17 protein-coding genes are annotated in these 21175 nt (G+C 49.8%); 8 read left to right on the forward strand and 9 right to left on the reverse strand.

All coding sequences use genetic code 11. From position 1 onward, the window contains the following. Positions 1-453 precede the first annotated feature (453 nt). The 3 genes from ydgH (at position 454) to folM (ending at position 3725) form a co-directional block, all read left to right on the forward strand. Positions 454-1398 carry a DUF1471 family protein YdgH gene (ydgH, locus tag FTE26_RS02825; protein WP_000769322.1) on the forward strand — a complete coding sequence of 315 codons (945 nt, stop codon included), beginning with the start codon at positions 454-456 and terminating at the stop codon, positions 1396-1398. 185 nt (positions 1399-1583) lie between these two features. Beyond that, positions 1584-2966, forward strand: coding sequence for an amino acid permease (locus FTE26_RS02830; RefSeq protein ID WP_000412379.1), 1383 nt, complete (start codon positions 1584-1586; stop codon positions 2964-2966). A 36-nt stretch (positions 2967-3002) separates the two neighbouring features. After that, positions 3003-3725, forward strand: coding sequence for a dihydromonapterin reductase (gene folM, locus FTE26_RS02835; protein ID WP_000513673.1), 723 nt, complete (start codon positions 3003-3005; stop codon positions 3723-3725). Here folM and FTE26_RS02840 read toward each other — a convergent pair. Then, positions 3722-4057, reverse strand: a complete 336-nt coding sequence (locus FTE26_RS02840; RefSeq protein ID WP_000524868.1) for a GlpM family protein — start codon at positions 4055-4057, stop codon at positions 3722-3724. The two genes, folM and FTE26_RS02840, sit on opposite strands and share 4 nt — an antisense overlap. Positions 4058-4185: 128 nt before the next feature. On the opposite strand from FTE26_RS02840, the gene rstA reads away from it, so the two are divergent. From rstA to tus, 3 genes are all read left to right on the forward strand, one after another. Beyond that, complete coding sequence (gene rstA, locus FTE26_RS02845) at positions 4186-4905, forward strand: two-component system response regulator RstA (RefSeq protein ID WP_001092519.1); 720 nt, start codon at positions 4186-4188, stop codon at positions 4903-4905. A gap of 3 nt (positions 4906-4908) precedes the next feature. Then, positions 4909-6210, forward strand: coding sequence for a two-component system sensor histidine kinase RstB (gene rstB, locus FTE26_RS02850; RefSeq protein WP_000732525.1), 1302 nt, complete (start codon positions 4909-4911; stop codon positions 6208-6210). Between the two features lie 75 nt (positions 6211-6285). Beyond that, complete coding sequence (tus, locus tag FTE26_RS02855) at positions 6286-7215, forward strand: DNA replication terminus site-binding protein (protein ID WP_000135179.1); 930 nt, start codon at positions 6286-6288, stop codon at positions 7213-7215. Here tus and fumC read toward each other — a convergent pair. Both fumC and fumB read right to left on the reverse strand, forming a co-directional pair. Next, the gene (gene fumC / locus FTE26_RS02860) at positions 7212-8615 is read right to left on the reverse strand and encodes a class II fumarate hydratase (RefSeq protein WP_001099124.1); all 1404 of its coding nucleotides are present in this window, start codon (positions 8613-8615) and stop codon (positions 7212-7214) included. The two genes, tus and fumC, sit on opposite strands and share 4 nt — an antisense overlap. 142 nt (positions 8616-8757) lie before the next feature. Further along, a complete protein-coding gene (gene fumB / locus FTE26_RS02865; RefSeq protein ID WP_000066628.1) occupies positions 8758-10404 on the reverse strand; it encodes a class I fumarate hydratase in 1647 nt (548 codons plus the stop codon). Positions 10405-10602: 198 nt separating this feature from the next. Between fumB and manA the strand changes: the two genes are divergently transcribed. Together manA and FTE26_RS02875 are read left to right on the forward strand one after the other, a co-directional pair. Then, a complete protein-coding gene (gene manA / locus FTE26_RS02870) occupies positions 10603-11778 on the forward strand; it encodes a mannose-6-phosphate isomerase (RefSeq protein ID WP_001170701.1) in 1176 nt (391 codons plus the stop codon). 100 nt (positions 11779-11878) lie between these two features. Beyond that, positions 11879-13387 (forward strand): YdgA family protein, encoded by a 1509-nt coding sequence (locus tag FTE26_RS02875; protein ID WP_001043328.1) that lies wholly within the window; start codon positions 11879-11881, stop codon positions 13385-13387. A gap of 44 nt (positions 13388-13431) precedes the next feature. Here FTE26_RS02875 and uidC read toward each other — a convergent pair whose 3' ends face one another. The 6 genes from uidC to malI all read right to left on the reverse strand — a co-directional run bounded on the left by uidC (position 13432) and on the right by malI (position 21031). Then, complete coding sequence (gene uidC, locus FTE26_RS02880) at positions 13432-14697, reverse strand: glucuronide uptake porin UidC (protein WP_001227023.1); 1266 nt, start codon at positions 14695-14697, stop codon at positions 13432-13434. A 38-nt stretch (positions 14698-14735) separates the two neighbouring features. Then, a complete protein-coding gene (gene uidB / locus FTE26_RS02885) occupies positions 14736-16109 on the reverse strand; it encodes a glucuronide transporter (RefSeq protein ID WP_001075904.1) in 1374 nt (457 codons plus the stop codon). Next, complete coding sequence (gene uidA / locus FTE26_RS02890; protein ID WP_000945924.1) at positions 16106-17917, reverse strand: beta-glucuronidase; 1812 nt, start codon at positions 17915-17917, stop codon at positions 16106-16108. The genes uidB and uidA overlap by 4 nt, the downstream gene beginning before the upstream one ends. A gap of 387 nt (positions 17918-18304) precedes the next feature. Then, positions 18305-18895, reverse strand: a complete 591-nt coding sequence (gene uidR, locus FTE26_RS02895) for a DNA-binding transcriptional regulator UidR (RefSeq protein WP_000969095.1) — start codon at positions 18893-18895, stop codon at positions 18305-18307. 228 nt (positions 18896-19123) lie between these two features. Next, entirely contained in the window at positions 19124-19891 is a 768-nt protein-coding gene (hdhA, locus tag FTE26_RS02900; RefSeq protein WP_000483362.1) for a 7-alpha-hydroxysteroid dehydrogenase, read from the reverse strand. 111 nt (positions 19892-20002) lie between these two features. Beyond that, on the reverse strand, positions 20003-21031 hold the full coding sequence (gene malI, locus FTE26_RS02905; RefSeq protein ID WP_000179513.1) for a mal regulon transcriptional regulator MalI: 1029 nt from the start codon (positions 21029-21031) through the stop codon (positions 20003-20005). Positions 21032-21175 lie beyond the last annotated feature (144 nt).

A 21175-nucleotide genomic window follows, 5' to 3' on the forward strand; every position in this document is an offset into this window, starting at 1 on the left:
CGAGCTAAATGTTACTCCGTTAAAATAAATTAGTAACAAACGCCCTATAACGTACTGAAAATTATGCCTGTGATCTAGCGCCAAAAATCAGTATTTCGGCGTGAACTCGCAAAATATTAACGATTCAGCCGTGATAGTGGGATAAACACCTTAGAACGCCGGATAAAGACTGATAATTGTCTTCGACGGTCGGGTAAAACGAGACATCGCCCCGGCACGAATCACTACTTAACATTAAATTAACTTATACAATTCAGTTGCTTCAGTAGTAATGATGCTGATACGGCTGTTTTTTAAGCATAGACGGTCATTTGAGCAGGATTAAAATTGGCTTAAGGAATGTGATATGAAAAATGACGCAGACAGTTACACCGTTTAAATGCAATAATCAGCCACGTTTCTCGTTAATAACAATACCAGTACCTGGTTTGCGCAAGGCGAAGGATTATTTTTATGAAGCTTAAGAACACCCTCCTGGCGTCGGCACTGCTTTCTGCTACGGCATTCTCCGTTAACGCAGCAACAGAACTGACACCGGAGCAAGCGGCAGCGGTTAAACCTTTTGACCGTGTAGTGGTTACCGGTCGTTTTAATGCTATTGGCGAAGCGGTGAAAGCCGTTTCTCGTCGCGCAGATAAAGAAGGTGCCGCCTCTTTTTATGTTGTCGACACTTCTGATTTTGGTAACAGCGGTAACTGGCGTGTGGTCGCTGACCTCTATAAAGCCGATGCTGAAAAAGCAGAAGAAACAAGTAATCGCGTAATTAACGGTGTTGTCGAACTGCCGAAAGATCAGGCTGTTCTGATTGAACCGTTTGACACGGTCACCGTCCAGGGCTTCTATCGTAGCCAGCCAGAAGTCAATGATGCCATCACCAAAGCAGCAAAAGCGAAAGGTGCCTACTCTTTCTACATTGTTCGTCAAATCGATGCCAACCAGGGCGGCAACCAGCGTATTACTGCATTCATCTATAAAAAAGATGCTAAGAAACGTATCGTCCAGAGCCCGGATGTGATCCCGGCAGATTCCGAAGCAGGACGTGCAGCTCTGGCTGCCGGTGGCGAAGCCGCGAAGAAAGTTGAGATCCCAGGTGTTGCGACTACCGCATCACCAAGTTCTGAAGTCGGTCGTTTCTTTGAAACCCAGTCATCAAAAGGCGGACGTTACACTGTCACGCTTCCTGACGGCACTAAAGTCGAAGAACTGAACAAAGCGACAGCAGCGATGATGGTCCCGTTCGACAGCATCAAATTCTCTGGCAACTACGGCAACATGACCGAAGTCTCCTATCAGGTTGCGAAACGTGCCGCGAAGAAAGGTGCTAAGTATTACCACATCACCCGCCAGTGGCAGGAACGTGGTAATAACCTGACCGTCAGCGCAGATCTGTATAAATAACTATTCAGTTACTCCTATAAGGCGGCTTGATGCCGCCTTTCGCATTTTTAGTCACAAATTTCCCCGCGACCATTGCATGCAGACACATCTCTTCGTAAAATCCCGCGCTTCAGTGGCAAACTCCATTTTTATGCGTTTTGCCCTAATATTTATTCTTCTTATCACGTTTTAATCACTGGATATCGATGGAAAAGAAACTGGGACTGAGCGCACTCACCGCGCTGGTATTAAGCTCAATGCTGGGCGCGGGTGTTTTCAGTCTGCCGCAAAATATGGCGGCAGTTGCCAGCCCGGCAGCACTGCTCATCGGCTGGGGTATTACTGGCGCTGGCATTTTATTGCTGGCCTTTGCCATGCTGATCCTCACGCGCATTCGTCCCGAACTTGACGGCGGTATCTTTACCTATGCCCGCGAAGGGTTTGGCGAGCTAATCGGCTTTTGTTCCGCATGGGGATACTGGCTGTGCGCAGTCATCGCCAACGTCTCCTATCTGGTGATCGTTTTTTCCGCGTTAAGCTTTTTTACGGACACGCCGGAATTGCGCCTGTTCGGCGATGGTAATACCTGGCAATCGATAGTCGGTGCATCGGCTTTATTGTGGATTGTTCACTTTTTGATCCTGCGCGGGGTGCAAACCGCTGCCAGCATTAACCTGGTGGCGACACTGGCAAAATTGTTGCCGCTGGGTCTGTTTGTTGTGCTGGCGATGATGATGTTCAAACTGGATACCTTCAAGCTCGACTTCACCGGACTTGCACTTGGCGTACCCGTGTGGGAACAGGTGAAAAACACCATGCTGATCACCCTGTGGGTTTTCATTGGTGTGGAAGGTGCCGTGGTTGTTTCTGCGCGTGCGCGTAATAAACGTGATGTTGGCAAAGCGACACTGCTGGCGGTTCTCTCCGCTCTGGGCGTTTACTTGCTGGTAACCCTGCTTTCGCTGGGCGTGGTGGCACGTCCTGAACTGGCTGAAATTCGTAACCCGTCAATGGCCGGTCTGATGGTGGAAATGATGGGACCATGGGGCGAAATCATCATCGCTGCCGGTTTGATCGTTTCCGTTTGCGGCGCGTACTTAAGCTGGACCATCATGGCGGCAGAAGTTCCGTTCCTGGCTGCCACTCATAAAGCATTCCCACGCATTTTTGCGCGCCAGAACGCACAAGCTGCGCCATCCGCCTCGCTGTGGTTGACCAACATCTGCGTGCAAATTTGTCTGGTACTCATCTGGCTGACCGGTTCCGATTACAACACGTTGCTGACCATCGCCTCAGAAATGATTCTGGTGCCCTATTTCCTGGTCGGCGCGTTCTTGCTGAAAATCGCAACCCGTCCACTGCATAAAGCGGTAGGTGTCGGTGCCTGCATTTATGGCTTATGGTTATTGTATGCCTCTGGTCCAATGCACTTGCTGTTATCCGTTGTTCTGTATGCGCCGGGGCTGCTGGTTTTCCTGTATGCGCGCAAAACGCATACACATGATAATGTACTGAACCGTCAGGAAATGGTGCTGATTGGCATGCTGTTAATTGCCTCAGTTCCGGCGACCTGGATGCTGGTGGGATAACGTTCATCCCATCGTTGGATAGCAAAGGAGATAACGATGGGTAAAGCCCAGCCCTTGCCAATATTAATTACTGGCGGAGGTCGTCGCATCGGCCTCGCCCTCGCCTGGCATTTCATTAATCAAAAGCAACCGGTGATTGTCAGCTATCGGACGCACTATCCAGCCATTGATGGACTGATTAAGGCAGGTGCGCAGTGTATTCAGGCTGATTTTTCGACCAACGACGGTGTGATGGCGTTTGCCGATGAAGTACTAAAAAGCACCCATGGTCTGCGTGCTATTTTGCATAACGCCAGTGCGTGGATGGCGGAAAAACCAGGTACACCACTGGCCGACGTACTGGCTTGCATGATGCAGATCCACGTTAATACCCCATACCTGCTCAACCATGCGCTGGAAAGATTACTGCGTGGGCACGGACACGCCGCCAGCGATATCATTCACTTTACCGATTATGTGGTGGAGCGCGGTAGCGACAAACATGTTGCGTATGCTGCAAGCAAAGCGGCACTGGATAATATGACCCGCTCGTTTGCCCGCAAGCTGGCACCGGAAGTGAAAGTGAATTCTATTGCGCCATCGCTGATCCTGTTTAATGAACATGATGATGCCGAATATCGACAACAGGCGCTGAATAAATCACTGATGAAAACCGCGCCTGGCGAGAAAGAAGTGATCGACCTGGTCGATTACTTACTTACCAGCTGCTTTGTCACCGGACGCAGTTTCCCACTTGATGGCGGTCGTCATCTGCGTTAATGCAGCTTTATCCAGCATATAATCAACACCCATGCGCTTATCCCCCAACACGCAACAGAACCAACAAAAGCGGCGGGCAAGCGCATCATTCCGGTGAAATACCACAGCGACACCAGGTAAACAAAATAGGGAATAATCGACCACATACTAAAAATGATGGTTGCGCGTAAGGCTTCAATGCCGCGTTCGCTGGCAACAATATAATGCGCGATAAGCGCAAAGGTCGGGAAAAGTGGAATCAGCCCGGCGATATAATAATTTTTCGTTTTTGCTAAAACACCAATCAACAGCACTACCAGCGCACCGAGCGCGGCTTTGATTACCAGCCCCATCTTTTTACCTTAACACTTCCATAACAAGTCATCAGTAGAATACCTGATGAAAACTTGTTTAGAAACGATTGATAGTAAGTAAAAACAGCGCGGTGTATTGTGACGTTTTTATATCTACCGTGAATGTTATGAACACTATCGTATTTGTGGAAGATGATGCGGAAGTCGGTTCACTGATTGCCGCGTACCTGGCAAAACATGATATGCAGGTTACCGTAGAACCGCGCGGCGACCAGGCCGAAGAAACCATTTTGCGAGAAAGTCCGGATTTGGTGTTACTCGACATCATGCTACCAGGCAAGGACGGCATGACCATTTGTCGTGATTTACGCGCAAAGTGGTCTGGACCGATTGTTCTTCTAACCTCTCTCGATAGCGATATGAACCACATCCTGGCACTGGAAATGGGTGCCTGCGACTATATTCTCAAAACGACGCCCCCTGCTGTTTTGCTAGCGCGTTTACGTTTGCATTTGCGTCAGAATGAGCAAGCCACACTGACCAAAGGTCTTCAGGAAACGTCTCTGACTCCCTACAAAGCCCTGCATTTCGGCACGTTGACCATCGATCCCATCAACCGCGTAGTCACCCTGGCTAACACTGAAATCTCGCTCTCGACAGCTGATTTCGAATTATTGTGGGAATTAGCTACCCATGCCGGGCAAATCATGGACCGCGATGCATTGCTGAAAAATTTACGCGGCGTCAGTTATGACGGACTGGATCGTAGCGTGGACGTGGCTATTTCGCGGTTAAGAAAAAAACTGCTCGATAACGCCGCAGAACCTTATCGCATTAAAACTGTGCGTAACAAAGGCTATCTTTTTGCGCCTCATGCATGGGAATAAGCGATGAAAAAACTGTTTATCCAGTTTTACCTGTTATTGTTTGTCTGCTTCCTTGTGATGTCTCTGCTGGTTGGGTTGGTGTACAAATTTACCGCCGAACGCGCGGGCAAACAGTCGCTGGATGATTTGATGAACAGTTCGCTGTATCTGATGCGCAGCGAATTGCGTGAGATCCCCCCACACGACTGGGGTAAGACGCTGAAAGAGATGGATTTAAATCTCTCTTTCGATCTGCGTGTCGAGCCACTGAGTAAATACCATCTTGATGATATTTCCATGCACCGACTGCGTGGCGGCGAAATTGTCGCCCTGGACGATCAGTACACGTTTTTGCAGCGTATCCCGCGCAGCCACTACGTGCTGGCAGTTGGTCCTGTTCCTTATCTTTATTATCTCCATCAGATGCGATTGCTGGATATCGCCCTGATCGCTTTTATTGCTATTTCCCTCGCCTTTCCGGTGTTTATCTGGATGCGTCCGCACTGGCAGGATATGTTAAAACTGGAAGCAGCGGCGCAACGATTTGGCTATGGGCATCTCAATGAGCGTATCCACTTTGATGAGGGTTCGAGCTTTGAACGACTTGGTATCGCATTTAACCAGATGGCGGACAATATCAACGCCTTGATTGCCAGCAAAAAACAGCTTATTGACGGTATCGCTCACGAACTGCGAACACCGTTAGTGCGCCTGCGTTATCGACTGGAGATGAGCGATAACCTGAGCGCCGCCGAATCCCAGGCGTTGAATCGTGATATCAGTCAACTTGAAGCTTTAATTGAAGAGCTGCTGACTTATGCCCGACTCGATCGCCCACAAAACGAGCTTCATCTTAGCGAACCAGACCTGCCGTTGTGGCTGTCAACGCATCTGGCAGATATTCAGGCAGTAACGCCCGATAAAACGGTACGGATAAAAACGCTCGTGCAAGGCCATTATGCGGCGTTGGATATGCGCTTAATGGAGCGCGTGCTGGATAATTTGCTCAATAACGCCCTGCGGTACTGCCATTCAACGGTTGAAACCAGCCTGCTACTGTCGGGGAATAGAGCGACATTAATTGTTGAGGATGATGGCCCAGGGATTGCCCCAGAAAACCGCGAACATATCTTTGAACCTTTTGTTCGCCTCGATCCCAGCCGGGATCGCTCAACCGGCGGCTGCGGGCTGGGGCTGGCAATTGTCCACTCTATAGCACTGGCAATGGGCGGTACGGTTAATTGTGACACCAGCGAACTGGGTGGTGCTCGCTTCTCGTTTAGCTGGCCGTTATGGCATAACATCCCGCAATTTACCTCTGCCTGACACTACGCGCACGATGGTCAAGTCACCACGACTGTGCTATAAAATAAGTATGTTGTAACTAAAGTGGTTAATATTATGGCGCGTTACGATCTCGTAGACCGACTCAACACTACCTTTCGCCAGATGGAACAAGAGCTGGCTGCATTTGCCGCTCATCTTGAGCAACACAAGCTATTGGTTGCCCGCGTGTTCTCTTTGCCGGAGGTAAAAAAAGAGGATGAGCATAATCCGCTTAATCGTATTGAGGTAAAACAACATCTCGGCAACGACGCGCAGTCGCTGGCGTTGCGTCATTTCCGCCATTTATTTATTCAACAACAGTCCGAAAATCGCAGCAGCAAGGCCGCTGTCCGTCTGCCTGGCGTGTTGTGTTACCAGGTCGATAACCTTTCGCAAGCAGCGTTGGTCAGTCATATTCAGCACATCAATAAACTCAAGACCACGTTCGAGCATATCGTCACGGTTGAATCAGAACTCCCCACCGCGGCACGTTTTGAATGGGTGCATCGTCATTTGCCGGGGCTGATCACCCTTAATGCTTACCGCACGCTCACCGTTCTGCACGACCCCGCCACTTTACGCTTTGGTTGGGCTAATAAACATATCATTAAGAATTTGCATCGTGATGAAGTCCTGGCACAGCTGGAAAAAAGCCTGAAATCACCACGCAGTGTCGCACCGTGGACGCGCGAGGAGTGGCAAAGAAAACTGGAGCGAGAGTATCAGGATATCGCTGCCCTGCCACAGAACGCGAAGTTAAAAATCAAACGTCCGGTGAAGGTGCAGCCGATTGCCCGCGTCTGGTACAAAGGAGATCAAAAACAAGTCCAACACGCCTGCCCTACACCGCTGATTGCACTGATTAATCGGGATAATGGCGCGCGCGTGCCGGACGTTGGTGAGTTGTTAAATTACGATGCCGACAATGTGCAGCACCGTTATAAACCACAGGCGCAGCCGCTTCGTTTGATCATTCCACGGCTGCACCTGTATGTTGCGGATTAACGCCCGGCTTTCATACTGCCGACCATCTGTTCTGGCCGTACCCAGCTATCAAACTCGGCTTCGCTAAGATACCCCAGCGCAAGGGCCGCAGCTTTTAAGGTCAGCCCTTCTTTATGCGCTTTTTTGGCGATCTCCGCGGCTTTGTCATAACCAATGTGGGTGTTAAGCGCAGTCACCAGCATCAGCGATTCATTGAGTAATTGATTGATTCGCTCACGATTCGGTTCAATACCCACTGCGCAGTGTTTGTTAAAACTTTCCATGCCATCTGCCAGCAAGCGCACCGATTGCAGGAAATTGTGGATCACCATTGGACGGAAGACGTTCAGTTCAAAGTTACCGGAAGCGCCCCCCATGTTGATCGCCACGTCGTTCCCCATCACCTGACAGCAGAGCATGGTTAATGCCTCACACTGTGTTGGATTCACTTTCCCCGGCATGATTGAGCTGCCCGGCTCATTTTCCGGGATTGAGATTTCACCAATTCCGCAGCGCGGGCCAGAGGCCAGCCAGCGGACATCATTGGCGATTTTCATCAGTGACGCAGCCAACCCTTTCAACGCGCCGTGCGCCTGAACCAGGGCATCACAGGTCGCAAGCGCTTCAAATTTGTTCGGCGCGGTAACAAACGGTGCACAGGTAATGACTGCCAGTTCATCTGCTACGCGACGCGCATACTCCGGATGGGTATTTAGTCCAGTACCCACCGCTGTACCGCCAAGAGCCAGTTCCGCTACGTGAGGCAGGCTGTATTCGATATGTTTGAGATTATGCTCGAGCATCGCTACCCAGCCGGAAATCTCCTGCCCTAGTGTTAGCGGCGTGGCGTCCTGCAAGTGGGTTCGACCGATTTTGACGATATCGGCAAATGCACGCGATTTTTCACTCAGCGTCTGTGTCAGGGTTTTAAGCTGCGGAATGAGTTGCTTGCGCAGCGCCAGCAGCGCCGCAACGTGCATCGCCGTCGGAAAGACATCGTTGGAACTTTGGCTTTTGTTCACGTCGTCGTTAGGGTGAACTTTACGTTCCATCCCGCGCACGCCGCCGAGTAATTCACTGGCCCGGTTAGCCAGCACTTCGTTCATGTTCATGTTACTTTGCGTGCCGGAGCCGGTCTGCCAGATAGCCAGCGGGAATTCGTCGTCATGCTGTCCTGCCAGTACTTCATCCGCCGCCTGCCGAATGGCGCTCGCTTTCTCTTCAGACAACAAGCCTAAATCTTCATTAACTTTTGACGCTGCGCGCTTGGTTAGCGCCAGCGCATGAATCAGTGAGGTGGGCATTTTCTCCGTCGAAATGCGGAAATGCTCCAGCGAGCGTTGAGTTTGTGCGCCCCACAGCTTATCTGCCGGGACATCAATCGCCCCCATCGAATCTTTTTCGCTGCGTACTGTATTCATGGCCTGCACCTCACCTGTTTAATTTTTTCTTTCTGTTTTGCTTTCGTTAAGCAACTTTTAGCTCACTTATTATTTACTATTTGATAACAAATGTTTGGTCTTTCGTGCCATGTAAAAAAACCGCCCCGAAGGGCGGCTCTGTTTATTTCACACAGCGAGTGCACTGTGTGAGTTGTATCTGCTGGAAGAAGTCATTTCCTTTATCATCCACAAGGATAAACGCCGGGAAATCTTCCACTTCAATTTTCCAGATGGCTTCCATTCCCAGTTCCGGATATTCAACACATTCCAGGCTCTTAATACTTCCCTGCGCCAATACAGCGGCCGGACCACCGATACTGCCAAGGTAGAAGCCGCCGTGTTTTTTACAGGCATCCGTCACCTGCTGGCTGCGGTTGCCTTTCGCCAGCATGATCATACTTCCGCCCTGCGCTTGCAGTTGATCGACATAAGAATCCATCCGTCCGGCGGTCGTTGGGCCAAGAGAACCGGAGGCATAACCTTCCGGCGTTTTGGCCGGACCCGCGTAGTAAATCGGATGATCTTTAATGTACTGCGGCAGCCCTTCACCGTTATCCATCCGCTCTTTCAGTTTGGCGTGAGCAATATCACGACCGACGATAATCGTGCCGTTAAGCGATAAGCGTGTAGAAACGGGATACTGCGACAACTGTGCGAGGATCTCTTTCATCGGACGGTTAAGGTCAACGCGCACCGCTTCGCCTTCTCCCGCTTTACGCAGCTCTTCAGGGATATATTTACCTGGATTATGTTCCAGTTTTTCGATCCAGATCCCCTGACGGTTGATCTTCGCTTTGATATTACGGTCAGCAGAGCAGGAAACACCCATACCAACCGGACAGGATGCGCCGTGACGTGGCAGGCGAATCACGCGTATGTCGTGAGCGAAGTATTTACCACCAAACTGCGCACCCAGACCGAGATTTTGCGCTTCGATCAGCAATTCTTTTTCCAGTTCCACATCGCGGAATGCCTGACCGTGCTCATTCCCTTCCGTTGGCAGTTCGTCATAGTATTTAGCGGAAGCCAGTTTCACTGTTTTAAGGTTAGTTTCTGCAGAAGTTCCACCAATTACGAACGCAATATGATACGGAGGACAGGCCGCCGTACCCAGCGTGCGCATCTTCTCAACCAGGTAATTTTTCAGTTTCCCCGGCGTTAGTAACGCTTTGGTTTCCTGATAGAGATACGTCTTGTTTGCCGAACCACCACCTTTGGCGATACAGAGGAATTTGTACTCGTCGCCATCAACGGCATAAAGATCGATCTGCGCTGGCAGATTGGTGCCGGTATTCACCTCTTTATACATATCCAGCGGCGCGTTTTGCGAGTAGCGCAAATTATCTTCGATATAAGTGTTATAGACACCGCGCGCCAGCGCCGCTTCATCACAGCCACCGGTCCATACACGCTGCCCTTTTTTACCAACAATAATCGCAGTGCCGGTATCCTGACAGGTTGGCAGAACACCTTTCGCCGCGATGTCGGAGTTGCGCAGGAATTGCAGCGCCACATATTTATCATTTTCGCTGGCTTCCGGGTCACGCAGAATGTCGGCCACCTGTTGTTGGTGAGCCGGACGCAGCATAAATGACGCATCATGAAATGCCTGACGCGCCAACAGAGTTAACGCTTCGGGTGCGACTTTCAAAATCTCCTGCCCTTCAAATTCAGATACGCTAACGTGTTCGCTGGTTAGCAGGTAATACTCAGTATCATCTTTTTTGAGTGGAAAAGGAGCCTGATAATGAAAGGGTTTGTTTGACATTGTTCTCTCACTTACTGCCTGGTTTGGTTATGCTCTGGGCGGGTGTTCCGTTGCCCTGTTAAAAGCGAGTAACAATATCCTACACACTTTTTTAACAAAAACTGAGACTAGTACGACTTTTTGCGGCTCCAGGTTACTTCCCGTAGGATTCTTGCTTTAATAGCGGGATTAATTTCCACATTAAAACAGGGATTGATCATGCAAAAACTCATTAACTCAGTGCAAAACTATGCCTGGGGCAGCAAAACGGCGTTGACTGAACTTTATGGTATGGAAAATCCGTCCAGCCAGCCGATGGCCGAGCTGTGGATGGGCGCACATCCGAAAAGCAGTTCACGGGTGCAGAATGCCGCCGGAGATATCGTTTCACTGCGTGATGTGATTGAGAGTAATAAATCGACTCTGCTCGGAGAGGCCGTTGCCAAACGCTTTGGCGAACTGCCTTTCCTGTTCAAAGTATTATGCGCAGCACAGCCGCTCTCCATTCAGGTTCATCCAAACAAACGCAATTCTGAAATCGGTTTTGCCAAAGAAAATGCCGCAGGTATCCCGATGGATGCTGCCGAGCGTAACTATAAAGATCCTAACCACAAGCCGGAGCTGGTTTTTGCGCTGACGCCTTTCCTTGCGATGAACGCGTTTCGTGAGTTTTCCGAGATTGTCTCCCTACTCCAGCCAGTCGCAGGTGCACATCCGGCAATTGCTCACTTTTTACAACAGCCTAATGCCGAACGTTTAAGCGAACTGTTCGCCAGCCTGTTGAATATGCAGGGTGAAGAAAAATCCCGCGCGCTGGCGATTTTAAAATCGGCGCTCGACAGTCAGCAGGGTGAACCGTGGCAAACGATTCGTTTAATTTCTGAATTTTACCCGGAAGACAGCGGCCTGTTCTCCCCGCTGTTACTGAATGTGGTGAAATTGAATCCTGGCGAAGCGATGTTCCTGTTCGCTGAAACACCGCACGCTTACCTGCAAGGCGTGGCGCTGGAAGTGATGGCGAACTCCGATAACGTGCTGCGTGCGGGTCTGACGCCTAAGTACATTGATATTCCGGAACTGGTTGCCAATGTGAAATTCGAAGCCAAACCGGCTAACCAGTTGTTGACCCAGCCGGTGAAACAAGGTGCAGAACTGGACTTCCCGATTCCAGTGGATGATTTTGCCTTCTCGCTGCATGACCTTAGTGATAAAGAAACCACCATTAGCCAGCAGAGTGCCGCCATTTTGTTCTGCGTCGAAGGCGATGCAACGTTGTGGAAAGGTTCTCAGCAGTTACAGCTTAAACCGGGTGAATCAGCGTTTATTGCCGCCAACGAATCACCGGTGACTGTCAAAGGCCACGGCCGTTTAGCGCGTGTTTACAACAAGCTGTAAGAGCTTACTGAAAAAATTAACATCTCTTGCTAAGCTTATTAAAGGCTTATAACACCTTCAGGCGGCCAGTCCGCCTGATTTCATTTTATGGATAATCATTATGAATAAATCGCTGGTAGCGGTAGGCGTCATTGTTGCGCTAGGCGTAGTCTGGACAGGCGGCGCATGGTATACAGGCAAGAAGATTGAAACCCATCTCGAAGACATGGTCGCGCAGGCGAACGCGCAACTCAAACTGACCGCTCCTGAATCCAACCTGGAAGTGAGTTATCAAAACTATCATCGCGGCGTATTCAGCAGTCAGCTGCAACTGTTGGTGAAACCCATTGCCGGGAAAGAAAATCCGTGGATTAAAAGCGGTCAGAGCGTCATCTTCAACGAATCGGTTGATCATGGTCCCTTCCCGCTTGCCCAGCTTAAAAAACTGAACCTGATCCCGTCGATGGCATCAATTCAAACCACGCTGGTTAATAACGAAGTAAGCAAACCACTGTTTGATATGGCAAAAGGTGAAACGCCTTTTGAGATTAACTCGCGCATTGGTTACAGCGGTGATTCCAGTTCCGATATTTCGCTCAAGCCACTGAATTACGAGCAAAAGGATGAAAAAGTCGCCTTTAGCGGCGGCGAGTTCCAGTTAAATGCTGACAGAGACGGCAAAGCCATCTCCCTTTCCGGGGAGGCGCAAAGTGGTCGGATAGACGCAGTTAACGAATACAACCAGAAAGTGCAGTTGACCTTTAATAATCTGAAAACCGACGGTTCCAGCACGCTGGCAAGTTTTGGTGAGCGCGTAGGAAACCAAAAACTGTCACTGGAAAAAATGACCATTTCAGTGGAAGACAAAGAACTGGCACTGCTGGAAGGCATGGAGATCAGCGGTAAATCGGATCTGGTCAATGACGGTAAAACGATCAATAGCCAACTGGATTACTCGCTAAACAGCCTGAAGGTACAGAATCAGGATCTGGGCAGCGGCAAGCTGACTTTAAAAGTCGGCCAGATTGATGGTGAAGCCTGGCATCAGTTTAGCCAGCAATATAACGCGCAAACTCAGGCGCTGCTGGCACAGCCAGAAATTGCCAACAATCCCGAACTTTATCAGGAGAAAGTGACGGAAGCCTTCTTTAGCGCCCTGCCGCTGATGTTGAAAGGCGATCCGGTGATTACTATCGCGCCGCTAAGCTGGAAAAACAGTCAGGGTGAAAGTGCGCTGAATCTGTCGCTGTTCCTGAAAGATCCGGCAACGACTAAAGAAGCGCCGCAAACGCTGGCGCAGGAAGTAGATCGTTCGGTTAAATCTCTGGATGCGAAACTGACCATTCCGGTGGATATGGCAACTGAGTTTATGACTCAGGTAGCGAAGCTGGAAGGTTATCAGGAAGATCAAGCGAAAAAACTGGCGAAACAGCAAGTTGAAGGTGCATCAGCAATGGGGCAGATGTTCCGTCTGACCACCTTGCAGGACAATACCATCACCACCAGCCTGCAATATACTAACGGTCAGATAACGTTAAACGGGCAGAAAATGCCACTGGAAGATTTCGTTGGTATGTTTGCAATGCCGGCATTAAATGTTCCGGTCGTACCCGCTATTCCGCAGCAGTAATTCACAGACAAAACGCCGGAGATTTTTCTCTCCGGCGTTATTTTTTACTTCAGCATAAAGTCATACTGAATACTCATTTTCACATCCCAGTAATTCAGGCGATCGCCCAGCGTACTGCCATCGCGCTTTTCCCGCCCTTTATCGGCAGCAAGAAAGAAATTCATCCCTTGTAACGGCCCTTCGCTGACCCGATAGTTCATACCACCTAAGATACCCGTGCCTTCAATCCGCACATCTCGTTTACTGGATTCATAGCCGCGAGTCACAATCGGTGCAAATGTCAGCGTAAATTGCGGCGTTAAACGATAGTTGACGCCCAATTGCCAGGACTGCATTCCTTCACGGTTACGATCAAGACTTAATGAAAAGGGATAGCCAATGTCGGTATCCACCACGGCACCATTCATTGCATGGCGCAAATAACCACCACTGCCAAATACGCTTCCCCACGGCGCATTCCAGGTCAATTGTCCACTAACCAACGCCGTTTCATTGGGCTGGCTGGTATTACGACTTAAACCTTCGAGCTGCGCGTAAAAGCCGAGCAACTCCCCTTTCAACGTATAATTCGGGTCGAGCGGTATGCTTTTCTCGAGAATACTTTGTATCTGATTGGAAACATCTTTCTGTACCGATGCCCCCAGAGAATAGCGACTGGTATCATCATGCCAACTGGCGGCTAAGAAAGAACGTGCGCGATGTTTATCGTATTTTCCCGTCTGGCTGTTATACACCCCTTCATCACGAATACCGGTTGTTGAATCAGTCCATAAAAATACTCGTGAACGCCACATTCCCCACAGATCAATATTTGGTGTTAAAGCCCAATAACCTAATGCTCCTTCAGAAACTGTCGGTAATGTACGTTGCGAACTGCCAGCCATTAACGGAATACGATAAGGTAAGCTACCATAACTATAATCCGTCCCGAAGCGACCTAATTTAAGCAGGCTATTTTCACTGGGTTTTATTTTTACTGCCCCCAGGGCAAAGCCAAAACTTTTATCACCATCAAGATACCACCGGGTACTCATATCAGCACGAGCACCTAATTTATAAACATAATATGCCCCGCCTTCAACGCCAATAATATTGGAATAATAACCACTATTGAAATCGAGCAATCCTCCCTGTACCCATGCGTAAATATCTCTTCCCGCGCCAGCACTGGGCTTATCCGCCCTACGCAATTCGTTTTTCAGTCTGATGCGTAGTCCCGCTTCATCGTCAGCCAGTTGCGCCGCATAAGCAGAGGTAAGGCCAGAGGCAGCCGTCAGGCAAATAACGGCCATGGCCACTATTTTTCTCATAGTTGCACCTTTGATGTTCTGATTATTTTTATTGAATATTAATTAGTGATATCGCTGATTAATTGCTGCTGCACTTTTTTACGATTATCAATTTCAACCACGATTTCTTTGAATTTTTTATCCGTGAGCGGATAAAACCAGATAATAACGAATGCCAGTAGCATAAATCCGCAAGGTACTAAGGCAATTGATGTGCGGATGCCCATAATAACTTCCGGCGTTTGCACCTGATTGGCGATATATCCGCTTAATCCCAAAATAAAGGCAGGAATTGAACCTCCGATTGCCTGACCGCATTTACGGGTAAATGAGAATAGTGAATAGGTGAGCCCTTCAATTCGCACGCCGGTCAGGTATTCACCGTATTCTACGGTATCAGCTTCCAGTGCCCACATCACAGTCATAGTAACGCCCTGACCAATTGAAGCGATGGCCAACGCAACCAACGCCACCGGCAGTGACCAGACGGAAACCCAGAAGAATAGCAGATAACCGCAGGTTCCCAGCAAAGCGCCAATCAGGAAGGTATTCTTTTTACCGATCCTCGCGACCATCCCCGGCACCAGCGGTGCCGATGCCACAGTACCAACCAGGTTTTGCACCAGTACCAGCACAGTGAACAGCCCGGTATCATTTAACACATAGCGCACGTAGAACAACGACGAGGCGCTGACCGCGAAGGTCGAAATCAGCACACACAGCGCACCGATGCACAACATAAACAGCGGGCGATTCCGTTTCAGGGTTTGCAGACTGATCTTCAATGACGGCTGCGCCACGATACGTACCACATTCTCACGCGTCGATTTGAAGCAGATGAAGTAAAGCACCATTCCGGCAATCGCCAGCACAATCGTCCAGAAATGGTATACCGACACCATCTCTTCCGGGCTGGAGTTCTTAATGCTCGGTCCTATCAGAAATGCCAGGCAGACAAAGGTTAATGAAGCGGCAATCCCGCGAGCCGCGCCCAGACGGGCGCGGGATTGTGGTTGTTGGGTCATCGCGGTAGCAAGTGAACCATAAGGAATATTCACCAGGCTGTAGCAAAGCCCGAGGCCCATGTAGGTCAAATATGCATACACCACTTTGCTACCATGGCTCCAGTCGGTCGGCACCCAGAATACCAGCACGCTGAAGATCATTAACGGCGCAGTACCGAAGAGTAAAAACGGGCGGAATTTTCCCCAGCGGGTATTCACACTGTCCACCACTCGTCCGGCAAAGACGTCGGCGAAGGCATCGAATACCCGCACCAGTAACAGCATGGTGCCCGCCGCAGCGGCACCGACGCTAGCGACGTCGGTGTAGTAACTCAACAGGAAGAGCGCCCCCATTGCGAAGGCGAAGTTATTGGCGACGTCACCGAGGCTGTAGCCGACGATGGTGCGCCAGGAGAGTTGTTGATTCATTGTTTGCCTCCCTGCTGCGGTTTTTCACCGAAGTTCATGCCAGTCCAGCGTTTTTGCAGCAGAAAAGCCGCCGACTTCGGTTTGCGGTCGCGAGTGAAGATCCCTTTCTTGTTACCTCCAACGCGCAATATGCCTTGCGAGGTCGCAAAATCGGCGAAATTCCATACCTGTTCACCGACGACGGCGCTGACGCGATCAAAGACGCGGTGATACATATCCAGCCATGCACACTGATACTCTTCACTCCACATGTCGGTGTACATTGAGTGCAGCCCGGCTAACGTATCCACGCCGTATTCGGTGATGATAATCGGCTGATGCAGTTTCTCCTGCCAGGCCAGAAGTTCTTTTTCCAGTACCTTCTCTGCCGTTTCCAAATCGCCGCTTTGGACATACCAACCGTAATAACGGTTAAGGCACAGCACATCAAAGAGATCGCTGATGGTATCGGTGTGAGCGTCGCAGAACATTACATTGACGCAGGTGATCGGACGCGTCGGGTCGAGTTTACGCGTTGCTTCCGCCAGTGGCGCGAAATATTCTCGTGCACCTTGCGGACGGGTATCCGGTTCGTTGGCAATACTCCACATCACCACGCTTGGGTGGTTTTTGTCACGCGCTATCAGCTCTTTAATCGCCTGTAAGTGCGCCTGCTGAGTTTCCCCGTTGACTGCCTCTTCGCTGTACAGTTCTTTCGGCTTGTTGCCCGCTTCGAAACCAATGCCTAAAGAGAGGTTAAAGCCGACAGCAGCAGTTTCATCAATCACCACGATGCCATGTTCATCTGCCCAGTCGAGCATCTCTTCAGCGTAAGGGTAATGCGAGGTACGGTAGGAGTTGGCCCCAATCCAGTCCATTAATGCGTGGTCGTGCACCATCAGCACGTTATCGAATCCTTTGCCACGCAAGTCAGCATCTTCATGACGACCAAAGCCAGTAAAGTAGAACGGTTTGTGGTTAATCAGGAACTGTTCGCCCTTCACTGCCACTGACCGGATGCCGACGCGAAGCGGGTAGATATCACACTCTGTCTGGCTTTTGGCTGTGACGCACAGTTCATAGAGATAACCTTCACCCGGTTGCCAGAGGTGTGGATTCACCACTTGCAAAGTCCCGCTGGTACCTTGTCCAGTTGCAACCACCTGCTGATCCGCATCACGCAGTTCAACGCTGACATCACCATTTGCTACCACCTGCCAGTCAACAGACGCGTGGTTACAGTCTTGCGCAACATGCGTCACCACGGTGATATCGTCCACCCAGGTGTTCGGCGTGGTGTAGACCATTACGCTGCGATGGATCCCGGCATAGTTAAAGAAATCATGGAAGTAAGACTGCTTTTTCTTGCCGTTTTCATCGGTAATCACCATTCCCGGCGGGATAGTCTGCCAGTTCAGTTCGTTGTTCACACAAACGGTGATACGTACACTTTTCCCGGCAATAACATACGGCGTGACATCGGCTTCAAATGGCGTATAGCCGCCCTGATGCTCCATCACTTCCTGATTATTTACCCACACTTTGCCGTAATGAGTGACCGCATCGAAACGCAGCACGATACGCTGGCCTGCCCAACCTTTCGGTATAAAGACTTCGCGCTGATACCAGACGTTGCCCACATAATTACGAATATCTGCATCGGCGAACTGATCGTTAAAACTGCCTGGCACAGCAATTGCCCGGCTTTCTTGTAACGCGCTTTCCCACCAACGCTGATCAATTCCACAGTTTTCGCGATCCAGACTGAATGCCCACAGGCCGTCGAGTTTTTTGATTTCACGGGTTGGGGTTTCTACAGGACGTAACATAAGGGACTCCTCATTCAAATAAAAATACTGGTCAACCTTTAATCTGATTAGTTAACCAATTCTGTGTTGCACACAGTTATCTGTGAGAAACCCATGGAAGAGAAATGGAAATAAAAAGAACTGACACCGCGATCAAAAAACCAAAAACTGCAATACCCACAGCGTGATATAGATCGCATTAATCTTTAAAACAGCGTTGACAGAAGCCATAAAATAAGCAATCGAACGTTCGTTCGAGCATCTTGAGAACGATAAACTCTCATGACATATGGCTACGGTGAATATTTTTGGGGGGAATTCTCCGATCCCGGCTAGATTGTATTTTGTACAGGGAAATTAAAGTATGAAACGCGGGCACAGTTATCACCAGCCCGCGAAATGAGAGGATCAGGATGCGGTTAAGATACCGCCAATCATCGCGCGTAATCCCTGAGCAAACGACGCTTCACGCGCCAGGTCTTCCGCTTCGATATCGGCCAGTACACCGTAGGTCAGATCCAGCAGTAAACGTGAAGTCATTGACGTGTTGATGTCTGGGCTTATCTCGCCTTTTTGCTGGGCATCACGCATCCGCTGGGCAACAAATTCAGTGATCGTCATATGCTTATTTTTAAGCATGGCGGCGACCTGTGGGTTACGCATCCCTTCCGCCATAATTTCGACCACCAGCGCCCGTTGCCCAAAGGCTTCATGGGTGAGAGAGACAATAGACTCGACCATATAGTCAACAAAATGAATCCCTTCAATCGGTTCCCGGAAACGGGCCAGCGCCCTCTCCTGGTCCTGTAAGATAATCGCCTGAATCAAGGCTTCTTTGGAGATGAAATGGTGATAGAGCGTCCCGGGACTAATGGCGCAGGATTTACAGATGGCTTTCATCGAGGCACTGTGAAATCCATTTTCTGAAAAAATCTCTCTGGCAGCATTGAGGATCCGGGTCCGTGTCGGTTGTGCTTCAGTCTGCATGTTATCCATCATTAAACCATTATAGTTAGCGTGAATAACTAGTTTACCGCGTTGTCAGGTGAGCGCCTATCATTGCTGTTGAATAGTGCGAAGGCACACTCTATTCGTATGCTTTTCATCCAGCTATTGGTTAACCAATAGCCGTGATTTGGCTGCCAGTTGTTTAGCAGAGACGTTGATGAATTGCACACGCTATCCCGGTAAACAACACATACGGCTGTTTACCGGTTCGTTAGTGTATTAATTGAGCTCCTGTACCCCACCACCGGAGACGGTGAGAATTTGTCCGCTTACCCAGCTGGCTGCAGGCGAGCAAAGGAACAGCGCCGCGTTAGCAATATCTTGCGGTTGGCCCAGACGTCTGATCGGCGTGTGCTGTAACATTTTTTGTTCAATTTCTGGTGTAATAACGGATTTCAGGGCATCGGTTAATATTGCCCCCGGCGCAATGCCATTCACCCGAATATTTTTTTCACCCAGGTCAAATGCCATATTTCTGACCAGATGACTGGCCGCAGCTTTAGATGATGCATAGGAAGTCATGTTTATATTTTTATTTTCTGCCGCCATAGAAGTGATGGTCAGAATAACGCCACCGCCATTTTTTTCCATTTCTGGCGCAACAAGTTGTGACAGATGGAAAAAAGAAAACACATTCAGTTCATAAGCACGGCGAAAATCTGCCATTGGCATATCAAACGGTTTAGGACCACCGCCACCGGCGTTGTTAACCAGGATATCAACTTTACCCAGCTTACTGACGGCAAAGTCTGCCAGTGCAGAGAGTTCCTGTTCGGAAGTAATATCACAACGGCAGGCAAATGCCTGACCACCCAGTTGTTGAATTTCGTCTACAACATGGTTAGCTGCGTCGGCGTTAATATCACTGACCACCACAGATGCGCCAGCTGTCGCGAATGTAATGGCGATTTCTTTACCAATACCTGCACCCGCACCTGTGATGATGGCGCATTTTCCGTCGAGTCTCAGGTTGTCAGAATTAAACACATAAACCTCCTGTGAACTTCAGTAAAAATAAAAGGCACCGCCTGTGTGCCACATTTTTTATCATTAACCTTGAGGAAAGGACACTACCAGGTATAGCAGATAAAGAGAGGATTATTTCGCCGCAATGAGCCGGGCGGGAATAATAAGATTGCGTGAATGCGTCTCTTCATGGGTGATTTTTTGCATCATGCGATCCGCAAGTGTGGTACCAAGTTCCCGCGCAGGCGTGCTGGCCCAGGTAACGGGTATATCATCAAGTGTGGTTGGTGTCGCATCGGTAAATGCCGCCAGCGAAACTTGTTGCTCAAAGTAACGATCGACTCCGCTTTCCCCGCTTTGCCGCCCTGCTTTGAGCAAACCAAACCATGCCCCCATCGCAATAGTTTCGTTATAGCAAACCACAGCACTGATGGTCGGGTTATGACGTAAAAGCGCCGTGATAGCTTCCGCGGCTTGCTTCTGGCTGGATGTGCACTCCAGCACCCAATCGCTGTGAAACGGCAGGCCAAATTTTAGTAGAGTTGCACAATAGCCCCCCACCCGTTCTGCACGGGTTAATGAGGAACTTTGCCCTCCCAGCCAGGCGATCCGCTGATGCCCATTGCGAATGAGATGCTCCGTCAACAACTGTGCAGCCTGCATGTTGTCCGGGCGAACCGTATCAACATCATCAAGATAACTGGCACGGGAAGCGAAAATCACCGGGATAGCTTTTTCTTCTGCCATCCGTCGCAGGTCATCGCTGCTTCCTGCAGCCCCGGCAATTACCACACCATCCACACCCTGATTCAGTAACAGTGAAAACCGCTGTGCCAGCTGCTCGCCGTCTTTACCGCCGTGAAGCAAAAAAACCATCCGTCCCTGCGCTTCCAGAGCTTCCGTCAATCCGGCCGTCAATTCGGCGTAAAACGGCGCAGATAAATCACGGACGATCAAACCAATGACGCCGCTTTGCCCGCCGCGCAGCGCCGACGCCTGGCGATTGCGCACAAATCCCAGCTCTTCAATGGCGGCGTTAACGCGTTCTCCTGTGGCGGTAGAGATTCGCCCTTTGCCACTAAGCACCAGCGAAACGGTACTTACCGACACGCCCGCAGCCAGCGCAACATCATGAATGGTTATTTTTTTGGCGGTAGCCATGCAGATGACCTACTCCCTGATTATGTGACAGATAAAACGTTTTACCTTTTATTTATCTTATACCCGCTATTATCGTTGCGTAATGTGATTTATGCCTCACTAAAATTTGATAAAACGTTTTATCTTCTCGCGCAATTTACTGAA

Origin of the sequence: Escherichia sp. S10b (genome assembly GCF_028421345.1) — a bacterium.
GTDB lineage: Bacteria > Pseudomonadota > Gammaproteobacteria > Enterobacterales > Enterobacteriaceae > ECMA0423.